Below are 18,064 nucleotides of genomic sequence, written 5' to 3'. Positions count from 1 at the left end.
GCAGCAGAACCAAATCCGCTGGTCGGTCGAAGCTAATGTGATCATCAGGCGCTCCTCGTACAACCTCGTTTCCCAGGCCCTTGGGGCTCCGGGTCGGTGTCCGTGTCGCTCTGACCTGGACTAAGTTACGTGTTGCTACGAACAGAAGTCAAATCGGCTGGTCAGAGGCATAATTCGCGGGTGTACGTGTGTGGTTGGTCGATTACGAGTGCAGTTGTCGATGAGTTCGCGGAAAGACTGCCCGGGATTGAGGAAACCGACTGGCGCGTTAGTTGGTTACCGGGCCGACTGCTCACCCGCGAGCAAGCGCTCGCGGCCATGGAATTGGCCGAGCTTCTGTTCGATCCCGCCTCCCGCAATGACCCCGGCACCCCCGCGACGGTTGCGGCCGCGGCCGAACTGCTCGGCATCCGGCCCATCGACGCGGCGGCCGCCCTCTCCGCCCGGCACCCGAACCGTTGATTCGAACCCCCACCGAATACCCGTGCCGTCCCTAGCATCAGTGCGCATGCAAGACATCAGCTCGCTGCTCCACAAGATCAGGCACGGACTCGATACCCAGGTGAGTCTGTCCCGGCTCCGGCGCGACCGCACTCTCGCCGACGCCGTCGCCGGCCGGACCGTGCTGCTCACCGGGGCGTCGTCCGGCATCGGGCGGGTCGCCGCCCTTCAGCTCGGCGCGGCCGGGGCCACCGTCCTGCTGGTCGCGCGGCGAGCCGAGGAACTGGCGCGGGTGGTCGCCGAGATCGAGGCCGAGGGAGGGAAGGCCGTCGCCTACCCCTGCGATCTCAATGATTTCGACGCCCTCGACGCCATGACCGCGCAGGTCCTCGCCGACCACGGCCACGTCGACATACTGGTCAACAATGCCGGGCGCTCGATCCGCCGGTCACTCGACCAGTCCTACGACCGCTTCCACGACTACGAACGCACCATGCGGCTCAACTACTTCGCCGCGGTCCGCCTCATCCTCGCCTTCGCCCCCGCCATGCGCGACCGGCGCGACGGGCAGATCATCAACATCCTGTCGCTGGCCAACCTCTACGGCGGCCCCGGCTACGCCGCCTATGTCGCCTCGAAAGCCGCGCTCGATTCGCTGAGCACCAACCTGCAGGCAGAAACCCAGACCGAGAACCTGCGCTTCACCTCGATCTACCTCCCCCTCGTCCGTACCGACATGATCACCGCGAACCCCGTCTACCAGCAGGCCACCGCCAACGCCCTGACCGCGGACGAGGGCGGCCGGATCATCTGCGACGCCATCATCGACCGCCCCCGCCGCCTCGCCCCGGTCATGGGCCGCGTCGCCGCCCTGGTCGACAGCGTGCTCCCCGAGCGCGCGGACACCATCCGCCACGCCCGCTTCCGCCAAGGCATGTGACCCCCGGCCGCCGTCACTGCCGGCGGCGGCCCCACAACACGGCCAGCGCCAGCATCCATCCACTCCACAGCACGTACCCGGCGAAATTCGCCTGCTGCGCGCCCGGCACCCGCCACGGGGCGGCCACGCCGAGCAGGATCAGGGCTGCCGCGACCGTGCCGAGCACGGCGAACCAGCGCGGAAACCCCTTGTGCCACAAGATCGATGCCACCAGCACAGTCCACACGGCGGTCAGCGAGTAGCCCAGCGTCTCACCGGCGACCGAGCCCAACACCCTGTTCCGGAACTCGAATTCCGTTACCGCCGTGGAGCTTCCGAACTCGGAGGCCGACCGGGTGGCCGGCCCCGGTACCAGCAGCGGCCAGCGCAACAGGCCAGCCGCCTGTACAACGCCCGCCGCCACCCCGGCACGCACCGCCCAGCGCATGCGCGCCGAATCCGCGCGACGACCCACCCCCAGGGCGATCGGAACGAACAGCAGCGCGCCGACCGCGAGCATCGAGAACCACGCGACCACGGCGGACTCGTGCATCCGGAACGACGCCAACACCTCCGCGCCCGGGCGGGACAACACCCGCGGGTAATCGAAGACCGCGCCCAGACCGGCGAACCCAGCGTTCATGGACACCACCGCCGCGACGATCAACACGGGCACGATCAGCGCCCTTGCCGCGACAGCCGTTCGCTTGGGGGCGTGGGATGTGGCGGAGACAGCGACGCTCGCCGGGTTCGGAGCACCTGGAGATACGGAATCGCGCATTGCGGACATGGCGTGACCTACCTTTTTGCGGCGGTATGAGCGGGAACGCCGCTGGGAAGTCCGTCGAGCGTGGCGCGTAAGGAGTCCTCGAGCGTGGTCGGCGTGTGCCCGAAACGGCTGGTCGCGGCGGAGGAGTCCAGGACGAAAGGCCTATCGAACTGGTAGCGCAGCTCGCGCAGCTCGCGGGCATCGCGGTTGAAGCAGCCCGCCGCCCAGAGCAGTGCGCCGGGCAGGCGGCCGACCCGGGCGGGCGGTGTGCCGGCGACCGACGCGGTCAGGTCGGCGAGGGCTCGGATCGACAGCGGCGGCGCGGTGGGCACGTGCCAGGCTCGGCTCCAAGCGGTTTCGTCGTCGGCGACCGCCAGGAGCAGGCGGGCCACGTCCTCGGTGGCCGTCCAGCTGTGCGGGGCATCCAGGTCCGCCGGGACCAGGGCGCGCTTGCCCGCGAGCACGGCGGGCAGCACCAGGGCGGTGAAGGCCGAGGTCGCGGCCGGGCCGAGGTAGTCGGAGCCACGCACCTCGGCGGTGCGGATCCGGCCGGTCCGGTGGGCTTCCAACTGCTCGGACCACAGGTCCGCACGTACCCGGCCCTTCGTCGAATTCGGTCGCAGCGGGTGCGATTCGGAGACCGGGCCGTCGAATTCGCCATAGCCGTATAGGTTTCCGACGGTGATCAGCGGTGCGCCGGAGCGTTCGGCGACGGTCAGGATGGCGCGGTGCAGGGGCGGGAAGTCCTGTGGCCAGCGGTGGTAGGCGGGCTGGGCGCACTGGTAGAGGGCGGTCGCGCCCGCGCAGTGGGTGAGCAGCGCCGCGGCATCGGTGGCGTCGGCGGAGACGGTCTCGATATTCGGGTGCTCGGGGCCGGTGCCGCGGCGGGTGACGACGCGGACGTGATCACCCCGCGCGGCGAGCAGGCGTGCGGTGGCCGTGCCCACCGGGCCCGCGCCGATGACGACGTGCAGGGACATGAGGTCCTCGATCCTGTCGGACGGGTGTTCCGAGAACACTGTTCTCGTGTCATCGACGGTAGAAGTGCACACCGTTTCCTGTCAAGAACACTGTTCTCTTAGTCGCCAGCCGTTCTCCAACCGGTTGCCTGTTCTCTACACTGCGAGGATGTCCGCCGGATCCCTGCGCGCCCGCGTCCGCACCGAAATGATCGAGGAGATCAAGGCCACCGCGCGCACGCGGCTGGCCACCGACGGCGCGAACCTCTCCCTGCGCGGCGTCGCCCGCGACCTCGGCATCGTCGCCTCCGCGCTGTACCGCTACTTCCCCAGCCGCGACGACCTGCTCACCGCGCTCATCCTGGACGGCTACCGCGCTCTCGGCGCGGCCGCCGGCGCTGCCCGCGCCGCCGCACCAGCGAACGATGAACGCGCACAATGGCTTTCGGTATGCACCGCGGTACGAGACTGGGCCATCGCCAACCCCACCGAATACGGCCTGCTCTACGGCAGCCCCATCCCCGGCTACGACGCCCCGAAGGACACCGTCGCGCCCGCCGCCACGGTCGTCCTGTTGCTCGCCGACATCGCCGCCCAGGCCGCGGCCGCCGACCGCCTCACCCCCGCCGCCCTGCCCACTCCCCTGCCCGCCCCCGTGCGCGCCGACCTGCGCGCCCTCATCGACCAGCAGTCCTCCGACCTCCCCGAAGAGGTCCTCGACCGCGTATTCCTCGGCTGGACACAGCTTTTCGGCCTGGTCACCTTCGAGATCTTCGGCCGCCTGGACGGCACCATCGAAGCCGTCGCCGACTACTTCCACCACCACATGAACCTGATGGCCGACCTGGTCGGCCTCCCCGCCGCCGACTGACTCCCGCCCGCCACCGAGTGTTTTCGGTGCCGATCCTCACCACACACAGCACTGGGCCCGGTCACCGTGAGGTGACCGGGCCCAGTTCGATCAATTCCGTTGCCGGAGGCGCGGACTAGAAGTCCATGCCGCCCATGCCACCGGTCGGGTCGCCCGCGGGGGCGGCCTTCTCCGGCTTGTCGGCGACGACGGCCTCGGTGGTGAGGAACAGCGCCGCGATGGAGGCGGCGTTCTGCAGGGCCGAGCGGGTGACCTTGACCGGGTCGGCAACGCCGGCGGCCAGCAGGTCGACGTACTCGCCCGAGTCGGCGTTCAGGCCGTGGCCGGCGGGAAGGTTCGAGACCTTCTCGGCGACGACGCCCGGCTCCAGGCCGGCGTTGAAGGCGATCTGCTTCAGCGGCGCGGACAGCGCGACGCGAACGATGTTCGCGCCGGTGGCCTCGTCACCGGTCAGGGTCAGCGCGTCCAGGGCCGGAGCCGACTGCAGCAGGGCCACGCCACCACCGGCGACGATGCCCTCTTCGACGGCAGCCTTCGCGTTGCGGACGGCGTCCTCGATGCGGTGCTTGCGCTCCTTGAGCTCGACCTCGGTCGCGGCGCCGGCCTTGATGACCGCGACACCGCCGGCCAGCTTGGCCAGACGCTCCTGCAGCTTCTCACGGTCGTAGTCCGAGTCCGAGTTCTCGATCTCGGTGCGGATCTGCTGCACGCGGCCCTTGATGGCCTCCGCGTCGCCCGCGCCCTCGACGATGGTGGTCTCGTCCTTGGTGATGACGACCTTGCGGGCCTGGCCCAGCAGCTCGATGCCGGCGGTCTCCAGCGAGAGGCCGACCTCTTCGCTGATGACCTCGCCACCGGTCAGGATGGCGATGTCGGCCAGCATGGCCTTGCGACGGTCACCGAAGCCCGGCGCCTTGACGGCGATGGACTTGAAGGTGCCACGGATCTTGTTCACGACCAGGGTCGACAGGGCCTCGCCCTCGACGTCCTCGGCGATGATCAGCAGCGGCTTGCCGGCCTGGATGACCTTCTCCAGCAGCGGCAGCAGGTCCTTGACGGTCGAGATCTTCGAACCGACGAGCAGGATGTACGGGTCCTCGAGGACCGCTTCCTGACGCTCGGGGTCGGTCACGAAGTAACCGGAGATGTAGCCCTTGTCGAAGCGCATGCCCTCGGTGAGCTCCAGCTGGAGACCGAAGGTGTTGCTCTCCTCGACGGTGATGACGCCTTCCTTGCCGACCTTGTCCATGGCCTCGGCGATGAGCTCACCGATGGACGAGTCGCCGGCCGAGATACCGGCGGTGGCGGCGATCTGCTCCTTGGTCTCGACCTCCTTGGCGGTGTCGAGCAGCTTGGCGGTGACGGCCTCGACGGCCTTCTCGATGCCGCGCTTCAGGCCGAGCGGGTTGGCGCCGGCGGCCACGTTGCGCAGGCCCTCACGGACCAGCGCCTGGGCCAGCACGGTGGCGGTGGTGGTGCCGTCACCCGCGACGTCGTCGGTCTTCTTGGCAACTTCCTTGACGAGCTCCGCGCCGATCTTCTCGTACGGGTCCTCGAGCTCGATTTCCTTCGCGATGGAGACACCGTCGTTGGTGATGGTGGGGGCGCCCCACTTCTTCTCCAGCACGACGTTGCGGCCCTTGGGGCCCAGGGTCACCTTGACGGCGTCAGCGAGGGCGTTCAGGCCACGCTCGAGTCCGCGGCGAGCCTCTTCGTCGTACGCAATTGTCTTGGCCATTGCGTTGAGATCCTCCAGATCTGGGGATTGACAGTGTTCTGGCCAGGCATGGTGCCCGCGACGGACGACCGAGGAGCTTCGGTTGAAACACAGCCCGGCCTCACCGCCCCGACCTAGCACTCACCGGTAGGGAGTGCCAAAGCCATTTCTAGCACTCACCCAAGACGAGTGCAAGGTTGGGGCGGCGTTCCGAGCCCCGGATCCGGAGCGGAAACCGCCGATGGCCGCGCGAGGCTTCTCGGCGGCCGGGGATCGCACGAGGACTACCCGAAGTGCGACCGGTCATCCACCCGCAGCAGCAGGGCGATCAGCGCATCGGTGCGGCGCTCCTCGGGTGTGCGGGGTTCGCCGTGCTCGACGGTGACGAGTTCGGCGTCCTGCAGCAGGAGTTCGGCTTCGATGCGCATGATCGCGCGGATGAACGGAGGCGCCACCTCTGGTGGGAGGTCCCCGTTCACGATGTAGCCGCCGTCGGGCGTGTCCTCGGTGGAGACATAGTTGAGGGCGCGCAGCAGGTCAGCGCGCCGCTCCCCCGCAACTAGGTCGGAACCCTCGTCGTCCGCCATTCCACAATCGTATCTGGCGCAACATGCTCCCCACGGGATCCGGGGCGACGGGAGCGGTGCCGAGTTCTACATCACCAGGTCGGCAGCAGTGCGGAGCGACACGCGGACTACTGCGTGTCCGGTTCGGTCGCCGCGGAACCGGGCAATTGCAGCGACGCCAGCAGACCCGCGACGTCGGCCTGTACCGCGTCCTTGTCCAGACCCAGGCCGGACAGGACTCCCGCGCCGTGCTCCAGATCGAGGAGAGCGAGCAGCAGGTGTTCGGTGCCGACGTAGTTGTGGCCGAGCCGCAGCGCCTCGCGGAAGGTGAGCTCGAGGGCCTTGCGGGCCTGCGCGTCGAAGGGGATGAGGGGCGGGACGGGGTCGCCGGTGGCGGCGGGCAGGGCGGCGGTGGCCACCCTGCGGACGGCGTCGGCGGAGATGCCCTTGGCCTCGATGACCTTGACGGCCAGCGACTCCGGTTCCGAGAGCAGGCCCAGGATCAGGTGTTCGGGGCGGGTCTCGAGGTTGCCGACGGCCCGGGCTTCTTCCTGCGCGGCTATCACCACTTGGCGGGCGCGCGAGGTGAAGCGGGCGAAACCGGCGCTGGGGTCGAGGGCGCCCGCCTGGCCGGCGTCGGCGGGGGTCTTGGGGACGAATCGTTTCTGGGCGGCCTGCTTGGTGACGCCCATGCTCTGGCCGATATCGGTCCAGGAGGCGCCGGAGCGGCGGGCCTGGTCGACGAAGTGGCCGATCAGATGATCGGCCACGTCACCGATGTGGTTGCCGAGGACGACGGCGTCGGAGAGCTGCTCGAGGACGTCGTCGGGGCGAGCCTTCTTGATGCCGTCGATCAGATCGTCGAGGCGAATGGAATTCGTCATGCGTCAACTCTAGGTTGACCATGCATGGATGGTCAACCATGAGTTGACGATGGTGGCGGAAAGGATCAAGGCTTGGCACCCCGGCCCACCGCGCTCACGATCTGCTCCTTGATCCAGGCCCCCGTGCGACCGGTCAGCACCGTGTTGCCGTTCGAATCGTCGGCCTTCATGAACTGGACGACGGCGTCGCGGCGACCCAGGCTGATGCAGGTCAGCACGAAGCGAGCCCGGAAGGGCTTGGGGTCCTTGCCGCGCAGCCGGGCCGCGACGGCCGCACCCAGGTACTTGCCCGCGGGCTGCGCCGCCTGGCACGACATCCGCGCCTCACGGCCGTTGTACCCCATCATCACCGCCGCGTCGCCGACCGCGTACACACCCTCGACCCCGGGCACCCGCAGGTGCTCGTCGACCAGGACCCGGTTGCGCGCGTCCACCGGCAGGCCCGAGTCGGCCGCCACCTCGGGAACCTTGAAACCCGTTGTCCAGAGCACGATGTCGGCGTCGATGCGGTCGCCGTCGACCAGCTCGAGTCCGGTCGCGGTCACCGCCGCCACCTTGGCCACCCGCACCTGGACGCCGAGACGATCCAGCACCGTACGAATGTGCGTGACGGCCTTGGGGATCAGCCAGCCGCCCGGCTGGTCCGAATTCACCAGGACCACCTCCAGGTCGGGGCGCGATTCGGCCAGTTCCGTCGCGGTCTCGAGGCCGGTCGCGCCGCCGCCCACCACGGCCACCCGGCCGGCGAGCTCCGGAATCCGTTGCACGTCTTCGGAAGTCGCGACGGTGTGGGCGTATTCGGCGGCGCCGGGCACCATCGAGAGGTCGGCGCGGCTGCCGAGGGCGTAGATCAGCGAGTCGTAGGCGACGGCGTCGCCGCCGGCCAGCTCGACCCGGCGTGCGGCGGTGTCGATGCGCTCGGCGCGGCCGTTGACGAACTCGATGCCTTTGGCCGCCAGAGCCTTCCGCAGTTCCCAGCGCTGCACGTCCTGCCCGGCCGTGACCTGGTGCAGGCGCACCCGGTCGACGAATTCGGTGTGCAGGTCGATGACGGTGACGTGCGCGCCCTTGGCCTTGCTCACCTGCTGTGCCGCGGCCAGTCCCGCGTAGCCCGCGCCCAGAACGACGATTCGGTGCTGCTCGGTCATGAGAGTGCTCCTCTTCCGGCCCCGCTCGGTAGCCGACACCCTCTAGACCGGACAGCCCCGCGATCCCTGACAGATTCGGGTTGTGTCCTCCGTCACATGCGCATCCGTGACGCTGAAATTGCCGCTAACCAGCGGTTTCGTCCGCGAACTTCTGGTCGTCCCGCTGGAAGTAGGCGAGCTTGTCCGGGTTCACCACGAGATGCAGCGAGGCGATCGACTCCCCGATGAAGCCGACCGAGACGGTGCCGAGCACGGTCTCCCCCGACCGCACCACGAAGGCCGGCGCGGCATTGACCTCTTCGACCACGACGCTGATGTCGGCGCCGAAGCTCGGGATCTTGCCGAACAGGCCCAGCAGGTAGCGGGCCACCTGGGACACACCGACGATGGGCCGCTTGGCCGCGTTGACCTTGGAGCCGCCGTCGGCGACAGCGACGATGTCGGCGCTGAACATGGATTCGAGCGCCGCGATGTCACCGGATTGCGCTGCGCCGAGGAACTTTTCGACCAGTTCGCGGGCGTGCGCCGGGGCGGTGTCGAAGCGCGGCTTCTCCTCCTGCACGCGGTGCGCGGCGCGGCGGTACACCTGTTGCGCGTTGGATTCGGTGATGCCGAGCATGTCGGCGATCTCGCGGTGCGCGTAGCCGAAGGCTTCGCGCAGCACGAAGACCGCGCGTTCGGTGGGGCTGAGCCGTTCGGCCAGCGCCAGGAAGGCCATGGACACCAGGTCGCGTTGTTCGGCCGATTCGAGCGGGCCGAGTTCGCCGTGGCCGGTGGGGACGGGTTCGGGGAGCCAGGGTCCGACGTAGGTTTCGCGGCGGGCCCTGGCCGAGTCCAGCCAGGTGCGACATTGATTGACCAGGACGGTGGTCAGCCAGGCTTCGATATTGCGGATCTCGGCCTGGTCGGCGCCGTGCCAGCGCAGGTAGGTCTCCTGGACGGCGTCCTCGGCTTCGGCGGCGGATCCGAGCATGCGGTAGGCGAGCGCGAACAGTCTCGGCCGGTGCCGTTCGAATTCGAGCATGGGTACCGCCTCCCCGGAAATTCTCCTGTGAGACTACTTGGGGGCCACCCGGATCGCGACTGCGACCGGGGTGTTGGCGTAGGTTCCGGCCAGGCAGGCGAGCTTGGCGGTGCTGAGGGCGGCGGCGGGGCTGCCGTCCAGGAACGAGCCCGGGTGGGCGGCCAGGACCTGCTGGATGACCTGCTGCTCGGCGTCCTCGGTGAGGTCGCGGAAGTCGGCGCAGGTGGTCTGGGCGCCGTTGGGGGCGCTGGTCTTCTTGACCACGGTCGCGGCGGTGGGGGCCGCGGCGGGTAGGTCGACGGGCGACTCGACGGTCGTGGTGGTGGCGGCCGCGCTGGTGGTTCTGGCTGACGCGGTGGTGGCCCCAGCCTGTTTCAGACTGCCGGCGTCGCCGGATTTGCCCGAACTACAACCAGCGAGGGTCAACACCATCACACCAGCGGCGAGGGCGACCATCGAAAGACGCTTCATACCCTGCTTTCCGAAGTTCCCGAGTGTGCCGGACACGCCGGACCGGCCCGGCGCTCGCAGCAGCGTACCCGGCCTCGGCGACTCCCGAAAGCAGAAGATTCAGACCAGACGGTTGGTCAGTGCAGGTGCTGCTGCCAATCCGCCGGAACCCGGCCGCTCGGCCCCGGCACCGGCTGATCCAGCGGATGCGCGTGCGGCGGCGCCAGCTCCGGGCCGCCCTCGTACATCTCCTCCGAGGTGAAGTTGTAGAACCAGTCCTCACCGGGCTCGAAGCTCTGGATGAACGGGTGCCCGGTGCTCTGGAAATGCTTGGTGCCGTGCTGGTTCGGCGACATGTCGCAACAGCCGACGTGCCCGCACTGCGCGCAGCGGCGCAGGTGCACCCACCAGCCGCCCGCCGCGTCGCATTCGACGCAGCCCGATCCGCTGGGCGGAACGGTGATGTCGATGCCCTCGATCTGTCCGGTCATCAGTTGCCTTCCGTAGTCGCTTGCACTGTCCCGGTTTCCGACGATGCTGCCGCTTCGAGCGGCAGCCGGACGATGAATCGCGTGTTTCCCGGCTCGGATTCGACGCGGATGTCGCCGTGGTGCTTGTTCACCACGATCCGGAAGGAGATGTCGAGCCCCAGACCGGTGCCCTCACCGACCGGCTTGGTGGTGAAGAACGGTTCGAAGATGCGGGTTCGGATCTCGTCGGGGATGCCGGGCCCGGTGTCGCCGATTTCCACTGCGGCGCAGTCGTTCTCCTGATAGGTGCGCACGGTGAGCGTGCCGCGGCCGTTCATGGCGGCGACCGCGTTGTCGATCAGATTGGTCCACACCTGGTTGAGTTCGGCGGCGTAGCAGGGCACCGGCGGCAACGCCGGGTCGTACTCCTTGACCACCGTGATGTCGTCGCCGATCTTGCGGGCCAGCATGACCAGTGTGCTGTCGAGCAGTTCCCGGATGTCCACCACCTGGAACGGGGCGCGATCCATCTGCGAGTACTGCTTGGCCGCGTGCACCAGCGAGGAGATGCGGTTGGTCGAGTCGGTGATCTCGTTCATCAGCAGCTCGGTCTCGACGGTGTAGTTGAGCCACTTCATCGCCGCCTCGAAAACGTCGGCGCCGCAACCGGAGAGCGTGCCGTGCACCCTCTCCATCCAGTCGATGTCGAACCCGGCCTGCACGAAATTCGGCGCCACGTCCCAGCTGTTGGCGACGCCGTGGTCCGAGAGCCAGTCGCCCAGCTCGTCCTCGCGGTCGGCGGCCTCCAGCGGCGTCAGCACCGGGGCCTTGGCGACCTGCGCGGCCGCCTCCTCCTGCAGTTGCGCCAGCGCCTCGAGGGTCTCGGAGTTGAACTTGCCGTGCGCCATCATCCGCAGCTTGTGCCGCATCCCGGCCACCCGGTCGCGCAGCGAGGAGGTGGCGCGCACGGCGGCGGCGGCCGGATTGTTCAGCTCGTGGGTCAGACCCGCCGAGAGCGAGCCGAGCGCCAGCAGCCGTTCCCGCTGGCCGATGCGCTCGTTGGCATTGCGGTTGCCGAAGAAGACGCCCTCCAGCAGGTGCAGCGCCATCGGGAACCATTCCTGCATCATCTTCGCGAAGGTGCCGGCGTCGAGGACGAAGAATTTCGACGGCCGGGTCACGTAGAAGGACGCGGTATAGGTCTGTTCGACCTTGTCGCCCATGTAGGCGGTCCACGCGCCCGAGTACGAGCCGACGTGTTCGGTGCGGACGAGTTCGATCTCCTCGCCGCCCGACATCTTGGTCAGCCGCACCTCGCCGTCCATCAGGACGTAGAAGCAGGTGGCGGGGTCACCCTCGCGGAAAACCATTCCGGGCTCGAACATTTCGACGCGACCGTCGCGGCACAGCCAGGCCAGCTGGGTGTCGTCGAGCTTCTCGAACAGGAACAGGTGCCGCAGTTCGTTCGGGTCGCAGATCAATCGGGTGTTGCCCATGTGCGCCTACTCCTACTGTTTCGCGAGCCAGCGGTGAACCAGCATGACGGCCATCGCGCCCTCGCCGACGGCCGAGGCCACCCGCTTCGCCGATTCCGAACGCACGTCGCCGGCGACGAAGACGCCGGGCACGCTGGTCTCCAGATGCTGTGGGGGACGCGGCAGTTCCCAGCCGGCCGGGCGTTCGCCGTCCACCATGAGGTCGGGTCCGGCCAGCACGTAGCCGGCGTCGTCGCGGCGGACGACGCCCTCCAGCCAGTCGGTTTCCGGTGCGGCGCCGATGAACAGGAACAACCGCTCCGCGTCCACTTTTTCTTCCGTGCCGGCGGCGTTGTCGCGCAGCACGATCCATTCCAGGTGGTCGTCGCCGTCGGCAGACACCACCTCGGTGTGGGTGTGCACCTTGATGTTCGGGATCTGCGCGATCTGCTGGATCAGGTAGTGCGACATGGACGCTTCCAGCGACTCCCCGCGCACCAGGATGTGCACGGTGCGGGCGCGCCGGGACAGGAACACCGCGGCCTGGCCCGCCGAGTTCGCGCCGCCGACGATGTACACGTCCTTGTCGGCGCAGTCGCTGGCCTCGGTCATGGCCGAGCCGTAGTAGACGCCGCGGCCGGTGTATTCGTCGACGCCGGGGGCCGGGTGGTGGCGGTAGTTGACGCCGGTGGCGATGAGCACCGAGTGCGCGGCGACGCTGCCGCCGTCGGCGAACTTCACCACGCGCGCGGAACCGCAGGCCTCCAGGCCGACAACCTCGCGGGCGGTGATCAGTTCGGCCCCGAATTTCACGGCCTGCCGCCGGGCCCGGTCGGCCAGCTGCGCGCCGGAGAGTCCGTCGGGGAAGCCGAGGTAGTTCTCGATGCGCGAGCTCTGCCCGGCCTGGCCGCCGGTGGCGGTGCGTTCGACGAGCACGGTGCGCAGGCCCTCGGAGGCGCCGTAGACGGCCGCGCCGAGACCGGCCGGTCCGCCGCCGATCACGATCAGGTCGTAGAAGTCGCTGGAGGCATCGACATTGAGGCCGACGCCCTCGGCCAGCTGCGCGTCCGTCGGCATGATGAGCACATCACCGCCGGGGTTGATGATGACCGGGCACTGGTCCTCGGTGGCGTTGGCCGCGGTCAGCAGCCGCGCGCCCTCGGGCTCGTCGACCTGGTACCAGCGATACGGCAATTGGTTGCGCGCCAGGAACTCCCGCACCTCCGAGCAGCGGGCCGACCAGCGGTGGCCGACCACCTTGGTCTCGGTCACCGGCTTGTGGTCGTCGCCGCGCCACGCCTCGAGCAGGGCGTCGACGACCGGGTAGAGCTTCTCCTCCGGCGGATCCCACGGCTTGAGCAGGTAGTGGTCGAGGTCGACCACATTGATGGCCTCGATGGCGGCGTTGGTGTCGGCGTACGCGGTGAGCAGCACGCGGCGCGCGTACGGGTGCAGGTCCATGGCCCGTTCGAGGAATTCGACGCCGTTCATGCCGGGCATCCGGTAGTCGGCGATCAGGACCGCGACCGGCTGGCCGCGCAGTTTCATCTCACGCAGCGCGTCGAGGGCGTCCGCCCCGGATTCCGCGCGCAGAATCCGGTAGTCGGCCCCGTACCGGCGTCGCAGATCCCGCACGACCGCACGCGAGACGCCCGGGTCGTCGTCGACGCTGAGGATGGCCGGCTTGGCGGCAGCTGGTGAAGTCACCTGACCAGTATCGCCGACTCAAATTCGGTGATGCTGAATGAGATCCATCTCGGTCGGGGTCAGTAATCGCTCGAGTCGTTCCTCGAGCTCACGATCTACCTTCAGACCGGACCGGCCGGGTGGTTTAGCGGGATCGGAATCCGCGCCGATTCCGGACCCCTCGGGCTCGGCAGCGGGGAGCAGCGGGACCGTCTTGGTGTCCAGATGCAGAAGCGAACGCAGGTTCACGGCCGATCACCTCACGTTTCCCAATCGGAAGCAGGTGGCAGTGTCTGTAACTTCGTTTATCCGTCATTCTGCTCCGGGCATTACAGTTCGGACATCAACAAACCCAGAATGTGATGTAAGTGATTTTTCGCCCCGGAATGCCTGCGGGACACATCCAATACGCGCAGGTCGGAGAGGGTGATCCACGCCACGGCGACCCGGTGATCCACGCCACTCCAACTAGGATGCGTGCAACCGACCGTTACGTACCAGGGGGCAGTGTTGCCGAACGTACTCGAAGCCACCATCGACATCGCGGCCGCGCCGGAACAGGTCTGGGGCGTCGTCTCCGATCTCCAGCGCATTCGCGAGTTCAGCCCGAACACCCTGCGCATGCAGCCGCTGGGCCGCACGGTCCGCACCGGCACCTGGACGGTGAACCTCAACAAGGCCGAGGGCTACGTCTACCCGAGCACCTCGCGGATCGTGCGCTTCGAACCCAACCAGGCGCTGGCGTTCCGCATGAACGAGAACGGAACGGTCTGGAGCTACACCCTCGAGCCCACCGCCGACGGCGGCACCAAGCTGATCCAGCGCCGCGACGTGCCCAAGGGCAAGCTGCCGGGCTGGCTGCAGCTCACCGTCGACAAGGTCTTCGGCGGCGAAGCCGCCTTCGAGGGCGGGCTCGTGCAGGGCATGCACGAAACCCTCGGCCGGATCAAGGAAACCCTGGAGCGCTGAGCGTAGGTTCGGCCTATGCGACGACTCACAGCGATCTGCGCCGCGACCGCCGGTGTCGCGTTACTGCTGACCGGATGCGGCAGCTCGGAATCCTCGGGCGACCGCACGGTCACGGTGACCGGCACCGGAAAGGTCCAGGGCACGCCGGACGTGCTCAATGCCGATCTCGGCACCGAGGTGAGCGCGGCGGACGTCTCCACCGCGGTCGATCAGGCCAACGCCAAGGCCAAGGCCATCACCGACGCCATGGTGACGGCCGGCGCCAAGCGCGAGGACATCACCACCAGTGACCTGTCCGTCCAGCCCAGTTACGGGCCGGAGGGACGCCTCATCACCGGCTATCGCGCCACCAACACCATGCACGTGGCCGTGCGGGAACTCCCGAAGGCCTCGGGCATTCTGTCGGCGGCGGTGCAGGCGGGCGGCAACGACACCCGGATCAGCTCGGTCGCGTTCGGGCTGGAGGACAACACCAAGCTGCTCGCCGATGCCCGCGCCCGTGCCTTCGAGGACGCCAAGAGCCGCGCCCAGCAGTACGCGGACCTGTCCGGGCTGAAGCTGAAGAAGGTCAAGACCATCAGCGAGAACGGCAGCGGCACGACGCCCACCCAGACCCCGATGTACCGCGACGCGGTGCCCGGGGGCGCGCCCGCCGTCAACCTCGAACCCGGTCAGCAGACGGTCACGTTCACCGTGACCGCCGCCTGGGACATCGGCTGACCGCGCGGGCGAAAGCCCTTGCGCTACTTCCAGTTCGGCAGGTGGACCACCTGGGCCGCGTAGGACAGGCCCGCACCGAAGGCGATGAGCAGGGCGGTGCCGCCGGGTTTGGCGTCGCCCTTGCGCATCATGGCCTCCATGGCCAGCGGAACCGAGGCGGCCGAGGTGTTGCCGGTCTCCTCGATGTCGTTGGCCAGCGCGCAGTCCTCGGGCAGTTTCAGCACCCGGGCCATGATCTCGATGATGCGGCCGTTGGCCTGGTGCGGGACCATGGCGTCCAGATCCGCGGGGGTCAGGCCGGCGCGGTCGATGGCCTCCCGGCAGACCTTCTCCAAAGAGTGTGCGGCCCAGCGGAAGACGGCCGTGCCCTCCATGGCGAGGTAGGGGCGGACGGCGTCCAAACCTTTCTCGTCGATCTCGCGGAAGAATTCCATCCAGTCCTTGTCCTGACGGATGGCGCGGTGCTGGGTGCCGTCGGAGCCCCACACGGTCGGGCCGATGCCGGCTTCCTCCGACGGACCGATCACCACTGCGCCCGCGCCGTCGGCGAACAGGAACGCGGTGCCGCGGTCGCGCGGATTGAACGTATCGGTCAGCTTCTCCACGCCGATGACCAGGACATTGCGGGCGGTACCCGCCTTGACCAGGTCCGAGCCCATCGCGACGGCGTGACAGAAGCCCGCGCAACCGGCCGAGATGTCGAAGGCGGCCACATTGTTCAGGCCGAGTTCGGTAGCGATCTGCGGAGCCGCGGCGGGCGTCAGCAGTAGCCAGGTGGATGTCGCGACGAGGACACAGTCGATCCGGCTCGGATCGATGTCCGCCGCTTCGATGGCGTCGCGGGCGGCCGCGGCGCTCATGCTGATGATCGTCTCCGCGTCGGAGGCGAAACGGCGGGTGCGGATGCCGGAACGCGTCCGGATCCATTCGTCGCTGGAATCTATCGGCCCTGCCACCTCGTCATTGGTGACGATCCGCTCCGGCCGGTACACGCCGAGCCCGAGCATTGCCGTGTGCTCTGCCCCGCTGATCGAGGCAATTCGAGCAGACATTGGTTCTCTCCTATGTACTGCGTACTGCGCGTCGAACGTGACCTTCATCGAGTTCCCACCCCCGCGGACCAGACGCCGCATACATGAGGCTCCCTCAGCTTAATCGCGTCAGCTTCTCATGTATGTGCTTCGGGTCACAATCGTGGGTGGTTTGCCCGGAACCGCACATCCGGTCCGGAGCCTGACCACACGGTCTCGGCTACCGAGAACGCGAGCGTCGAACGCACTTCCCGTATCGTGTGACGCGGTCTATGACCGCACCTACCCGCGCATGAAAGAGGAGCTCGTGGCCCGTCGCCCCACCCCGCCCGGCACCCCGGAAACGACCGGACTCGGTCACGTGGCCGACCTGGTCCGATCCTCCATTCCGCCGCTGCATCCGGCCGGCCTGCCCTTCGTGGCGGCCCCGCTCGCGGTGGCGGCGCTGGGCTTCCGGCGAAAGTGGGTGCGCCGCACCGGGCTTGCCGCCGCGGCCGCCTGCGCCACCTTCTTCCGGCACCCGCACCGGGTGCCGCCGAACCGCCCCGGTGTGGTGGTCGCTCCCGCCGACGGCGAGGTGGCCCTGGTCGACACCGCGGTGCCGCCGGCCGAACTCGGCCTGGGTGACACACCGCTGCCGCGGGTGAGCATCTTCCTGTCGGTGCTGGACGTGCACGTGCAGCGGGTGCCGGTGAACGGCCTGGTGGAGCAGATCGCCTACCAGAAGGGCCAGTTCCTGTCGGCCGATCTGCCCGAGGCCAGCGACCGCAACGAGCGCAACAGCATGGTCATCGAGACCGAGTCGGGCCAGCGGATCGTGGTGGTGCAGATCGCCGGTCTGCTGGCGCGCCGCATCGTGTGCGAGGCGAAGGCCGGCGACAAGCTGGGCATCGGCGACACCTACGGCTTGATCCGGTTCGGTTCGCGCGTGGACACCTACTTCCCGGTCGGAACCAAGCCACTGGTGGTTCCCGGACAGCGCACCATCGGTGCGGAAACGGTGCTGGCCGAACTGGATTCATGATGGAGCAACTCGCGCCCGCGCCGCATGCGCGCCGCCGCAATCGCACCATCCGGCTGCTCCCCAGCATGGTCACCGTGCTGGGGCTGTGCTCGGGCCTGTCGGCGGTGAAGTTCGCCATCCAGGGCCAGTTGGGAATCGCGCTGGCGCTGGTCGGCGCGGCCGCCGTCTTCGACATGCTGGACGGCCGGATCGCCCGCATGCTGGACGCCACCTCCAAGATGGGCGCGGAGCTGGATTCGCTGTCGGACGCCATCGCGTTCGGCGTCACCCCCGCGCTGGTGCTGTATGTGACATTCCTGCACGGGGACAGCATCGGCTGGGTGCTGGCGCTGATGTTCGCCGTCTGCATGGTGCTGCGGCTGGCCCGCTTCAACACCCTGATGGACGACGACAACCGCCCGGATTGGCAGCGGGAGTATTTCGTCGGGGTGCCCGCGCCCGCGGGCGCGCTGATCGTGCTGACCCCCATCGCGTTGTCCGAGCAGTTCGGCGACGGCTGGTGGGTGAGTTTCCCGATGGTCGCGGTGTGGACCGTGCTGACCGGTCTGCTGTGTGTGAGCACGCTGCCGACCCTCGCCGTCAAGTCGGTGTCGGTGGCGCCGCGGACCGCGCCGATCCTGCTGGTGCTGGTCGCCTTGGCCGCCGCCCTGCTGGTCACCTACCCGCTCATCCTGATGATGGCGCTGGTCGTGCTGTACCTGGGCCACATTCCGTTCGCGGTGCACTCCGCGCGCTGGGTGGCCGCGCGGCCGGAGACCTGGAACCACAAGCCGGCCGAACGCCGCGCCCAGCGCAAGGCGCAGCGCCGGCAGCGGCCATTGGGCAGCCGGGTGCCGAAGGTCTCGACGGCGCGGCTGCGACTGCGGCGTCCCGGCCAGCGCGGATGATCATCCGACGCGGATAGAACACCGGCGACCGGTTCGCCCGGGCAGAATTGACAG

The 18,064-nt window shown here is 68.5% G+C and carries 19 protein-coding genes; 7 read left to right on the top strand and 12 right to left on the bottom strand.

Annotated features, from left to right (window positions below):
- Positions 1–318 precede the first annotated feature (318 nt).
- On the top strand, positions 319–462 hold the full coding sequence (locus ACYVKL_RS38675) for a hypothetical protein (protein ID WP_213558338.1): 144 nt from the start codon (positions 319–321) through the stop codon (positions 460–462).
- A 46-nt stretch (positions 463–508) separates the two neighbouring features.
- Positions 509–1,381 carry an SDR family NAD(P)-dependent oxidoreductase gene (locus ACYVKL_RS38670; protein ID WP_379174235.1) on the top strand — a complete coding sequence of 291 codons (873 nt, stop codon included), beginning with the start codon at positions 509–511 and terminating at the stop codon, positions 1,379–1,381.
- Positions 1,382–1,394: 13 nt separating this feature from the next.
- On the opposite strand, the gene ACYVKL_RS38665 is transcribed toward ACYVKL_RS38670, so the two are convergent.
- Positions 1,395–2,036, bottom strand: coding sequence for a DUF4386 domain-containing protein (locus tag ACYVKL_RS38665; RefSeq protein ID WP_379174236.1), 642 nt, complete (start codon positions 2,034–2,036; stop codon positions 1,395–1,397).
- Positions 2,037–2,158: 122 nt separating this feature from the next.
- On the bottom strand, positions 2,159–3,109 hold the full coding sequence (locus tag ACYVKL_RS38660; protein WP_379174237.1) for an NAD-dependent epimerase/dehydratase family protein: 951 nt from the start codon (positions 3,107–3,109) through the stop codon (positions 2,159–2,161).
- Positions 3,110–3,257: 148 nt separating this feature from the next.
- On the opposite strand from ACYVKL_RS38660, the gene ACYVKL_RS38655 reads away from it, so the two are divergent.
- Entirely contained in the window at positions 3,258–3,959 is a 702-nt protein-coding gene (locus ACYVKL_RS38655) for a TetR/AcrR family transcriptional regulator (RefSeq protein WP_379174238.1), read from the top strand.
- 115 nt (positions 3,960–4,074) lie between these two features.
- Here the strand turns inward: ACYVKL_RS38655 and groL are convergent, their stop codons facing one another.
- The 9 genes from groL to ACYVKL_RS38610 all read right to left on the bottom strand — a co-directional run bounded on the left by groL (position 4,075) and on the right by ACYVKL_RS38610 (position 13,400).
- Positions 4,075–5,697 carry a chaperonin GroEL gene (groL, locus tag ACYVKL_RS38650; protein ID WP_213558340.1) on the bottom strand — a complete coding sequence of 541 codons (1,623 nt, stop codon included), beginning with the start codon at positions 5,695–5,697 and terminating at the stop codon, positions 4,075–4,077.
- Between the two features lie 263 nt (positions 5,698–5,960).
- Complete coding sequence (locus ACYVKL_RS38645) at positions 5,961–6,263, bottom strand: hypothetical protein (protein ID WP_357188970.1); 303 nt, start codon at positions 6,261–6,263, stop codon at positions 5,961–5,963.
- Positions 6,264–6,370: 107 nt separating this feature from the next.
- Entirely contained in the window at positions 6,371–7,126 is a 756-nt protein-coding gene (locus ACYVKL_RS38640; protein ID WP_379174239.1) for a Clp protease N-terminal domain-containing protein, read from the bottom strand.
- Between the two features lie 65 nt (positions 7,127–7,191).
- Positions 7,192–8,274: an NAD(P)/FAD-dependent oxidoreductase gene (locus ACYVKL_RS38635; RefSeq protein WP_379174240.1), complete on the bottom strand. Its 1,083-nt coding sequence runs from the start codon at positions 8,272–8,274 to the stop codon at positions 7,192–7,194.
- 124 nt (positions 8,275–8,398) lie between these two features.
- Positions 8,399–9,298: an RNA polymerase sigma-70 factor gene (locus ACYVKL_RS38630; RefSeq protein ID WP_379174241.1), complete on the bottom strand. Its 900-nt coding sequence runs from the start codon at positions 9,296–9,298 to the stop codon at positions 8,399–8,401.
- Positions 9,299–9,331: 33 nt separating this feature from the next.
- The gene (locus tag ACYVKL_RS38625; protein WP_379174243.1) at positions 9,332–9,769 is read right to left on the bottom strand and encodes a hypothetical protein; all 438 of its coding nucleotides are present in this window, start codon (positions 9,767–9,769) and stop codon (positions 9,332–9,334) included.
- Between the two features lie 116 nt (positions 9,770–9,885).
- Complete coding sequence (locus ACYVKL_RS38620) at positions 9,886–10,239, bottom strand: UBP-type zinc finger domain-containing protein (RefSeq protein WP_213558345.1); 354 nt, start codon at positions 10,237–10,239, stop codon at positions 9,886–9,888.
- Positions 10,239–11,714, bottom strand: a complete 1,476-nt coding sequence (locus ACYVKL_RS38615; RefSeq protein ID WP_379174245.1) for an ATP-binding protein — start codon at positions 11,712–11,714, stop codon at positions 10,239–10,241. Before ACYVKL_RS38615 ends, ACYVKL_RS38620 begins: the two co-directional genes overlap by 1 nt.
- A 12-nt stretch (positions 11,715–11,726) precedes the next feature.
- Complete coding sequence (locus ACYVKL_RS38610) at positions 11,727–13,400, bottom strand: NAD(P)/FAD-dependent oxidoreductase (protein ID WP_379174247.1); 1,674 nt, start codon at positions 13,398–13,400, stop codon at positions 11,727–11,729.
- A gap of 486 nt (positions 13,401–13,886) precedes the next feature.
- Here ACYVKL_RS38610 and ACYVKL_RS38605 point away from each other — a divergent pair, with 486 nt between their 5' ends.
- Positions 13,887–14,348: an SRPBCC family protein gene (locus ACYVKL_RS38605; RefSeq protein WP_379174248.1), complete on the top strand. Its 462-nt coding sequence runs from the start codon at positions 13,887–13,889 to the stop codon at positions 14,346–14,348.
- Between the two features lie 15 nt (positions 14,349–14,363).
- Complete coding sequence (locus tag ACYVKL_RS38600) at positions 14,364–15,068, top strand: SIMPL domain-containing protein (RefSeq protein ID WP_379174249.1); 705 nt, start codon at positions 14,364–14,366, stop codon at positions 15,066–15,068.
- A gap of 23 nt (positions 15,069–15,091) precedes the next feature.
- Here the strand turns inward: ACYVKL_RS38600 and ACYVKL_RS38595 are convergent, their stop codons facing one another.
- The gene (locus ACYVKL_RS38595; protein ID WP_213558350.1) at positions 15,092–16,120 is read right to left on the bottom strand and encodes a beta-ketoacyl-ACP synthase III; all 1,029 of its coding nucleotides are present in this window, start codon (positions 16,118–16,120) and stop codon (positions 15,092–15,094) included.
- A gap of 286 nt (positions 16,121–16,406) precedes the next feature.
- Here ACYVKL_RS38595 and ACYVKL_RS38590 point away from each other — a divergent pair, with 286 nt between their 5' ends.
- Both ACYVKL_RS38590 and pssA read left to right on the top strand, forming a co-directional pair.
- Positions 16,407–17,123, top strand: a complete 717-nt coding sequence (locus ACYVKL_RS38590) for a phosphatidylserine decarboxylase (RefSeq protein WP_213560693.1) — start codon at positions 16,407–16,409, stop codon at positions 17,121–17,123.
- Positions 17,123–18,010 (top strand): CDP-diacylglycerol--serine O-phosphatidyltransferase, encoded by an 888-nt coding sequence (gene pssA, locus ACYVKL_RS38585; protein ID WP_213560694.1) that lies wholly within the window; start codon positions 17,123–17,125, stop codon positions 18,008–18,010. Before ACYVKL_RS38590 ends, pssA begins: the two co-directional genes overlap by 1 nt.
- The last annotated feature ends 54 nt before the right edge of the window (positions 18,011–18,064 follow it).

Source organism: Nocardia tengchongensis, from assembly GCF_054781395.1.
This window is presented reverse-complemented; position numbering and strand designations above follow the sequence as displayed.

Excerpts from the sequence above, each read along its gene's own strand:
- ACYVKL_RS38625 (WP_379174243.1), bottom strand. The coding sequence starts at position 9,769 with ATGAAGCGTCTTTCGATGGTCGCCCTCGCCGCTGGTGTGATGGTGTTG.
- ACYVKL_RS38675 (WP_213558338.1), top strand. The coding sequence starts at position 319 with ATGGAATTGGCCGAGCTTCTGTTCGATCCCGCCTCCCGCAATGACCCC.
- ACYVKL_RS38640 (WP_379174239.1), bottom strand. The coding sequence starts at position 7,126 with ATGACGAATTCCATTCGCCTCGACGATCTGATCGACGGCATCAAGAAG.
- ACYVKL_RS38630 (WP_379174241.1), bottom strand. The coding sequence starts at position 9,298 with ATGCTCGAATTCGAACGGCACCGGCCGAGACTGTTCGCGCTCGCCTAC.
- ACYVKL_RS38655 (WP_379174238.1), top strand. The coding sequence starts at position 3,258 with ATGTCCGCCGGATCCCTGCGCGCCCGCGTCCGCACCGAAATGATCGAG.
- ACYVKL_RS38595 (WP_213558350.1), bottom strand. The coding sequence starts at position 16,120 with ATGTCTGCTCGAATTGCCTCGATCAGCGGGGCAGAGCACACGGCAATG.
- ACYVKL_RS38660 (WP_379174237.1), bottom strand. The coding sequence starts at position 3,109 with ATGTCCCTGCACGTCGTCATCGGCGCGGGCCCGGTGGGCACGGCCACC.
- ACYVKL_RS38600 (WP_379174249.1), top strand. The coding sequence starts at position 14,364 with ATGCGACGACTCACAGCGATCTGCGCCGCGACCGCCGGTGTCGCGTTA.
- groL (WP_213558340.1), bottom strand. The coding sequence starts at position 5,697 with ATGGCCAAGACAATTGCGTACGACGAAGAGGCTCGCCGCGGACTCGAG.
- ACYVKL_RS38645 (WP_357188970.1), bottom strand. The coding sequence starts at position 6,263 with ATGGCGGACGACGAGGGTTCCGACCTAGTTGCGGGGGAGCGGCGCGCT.
- ACYVKL_RS38670 (WP_379174235.1), top strand. The coding sequence starts at position 509 with ATGCAAGACATCAGCTCGCTGCTCCACAAGATCAGGCACGGACTCGAT.
- ACYVKL_RS38615 (WP_379174245.1), bottom strand. The coding sequence starts at position 11,714 with ATGGGCAACACCCGATTGATCTGCGACCCGAACGAACTGCGGCACCTG.
- ACYVKL_RS38620 (WP_213558345.1), bottom strand. The coding sequence starts at position 10,239 with ATGACCGGACAGATCGAGGGCATCGACATCACCGTTCCGCCCAGCGGA.
- pssA (WP_213560694.1), top strand. The coding sequence starts at position 17,123 with ATGGAGCAACTCGCGCCCGCGCCGCATGCGCGCCGCCGCAATCGCACC.
- ACYVKL_RS38635 (WP_379174240.1), bottom strand. The coding sequence starts at position 8,274 with ATGACCGAGCAGCACCGAATCGTCGTTCTGGGCGCGGGCTACGCGGGA.